The 228-nt window shown below is 44.7% G+C and carries 1 protein-coding gene; it reads left to right on the forward strand.

Going from position 1 to position 228, the window contains the following annotated elements; translation table 11 throughout:
* Positions 1-228 (forward strand): hypothetical protein (locus LE180_RS05710; RefSeq protein ID WP_374134495.1); only part of this gene is annotated, 228 nt, incomplete at both ends.

Consider the following 228-nt stretch of genomic DNA (forward strand, 5'->3'; position numbering starts at 1 on the left):
GGTAGTCGGTTTGAAAGGTGTGAACTTGACAGCGCCGGAAGCTGGTTTGAAATTGCTGGGAAAGATGAAGTAATATGTGTGAATAAGGGTGATACCTCGACTGTTAGATTTAAAAGCATGAAATATGGTGATAAGCTTCTTGAAGGCAAGGATTTACAATGTGCGCTTACGGGAGGAGGGAACAAGAATGGTGGGAGCGGAGTAAGCGGGTTAGGAAGGAATGTAGAG

This window comes from Candidatus Endomicrobiellum pyrsonymphae (genome assembly GCF_020328025.1).
Lineage (GTDB): Bacteria > Elusimicrobiota > Endomicrobiia > Endomicrobiales > Endomicrobiaceae > Endomicrobiellum > Endomicrobiellum pyrsonymphae.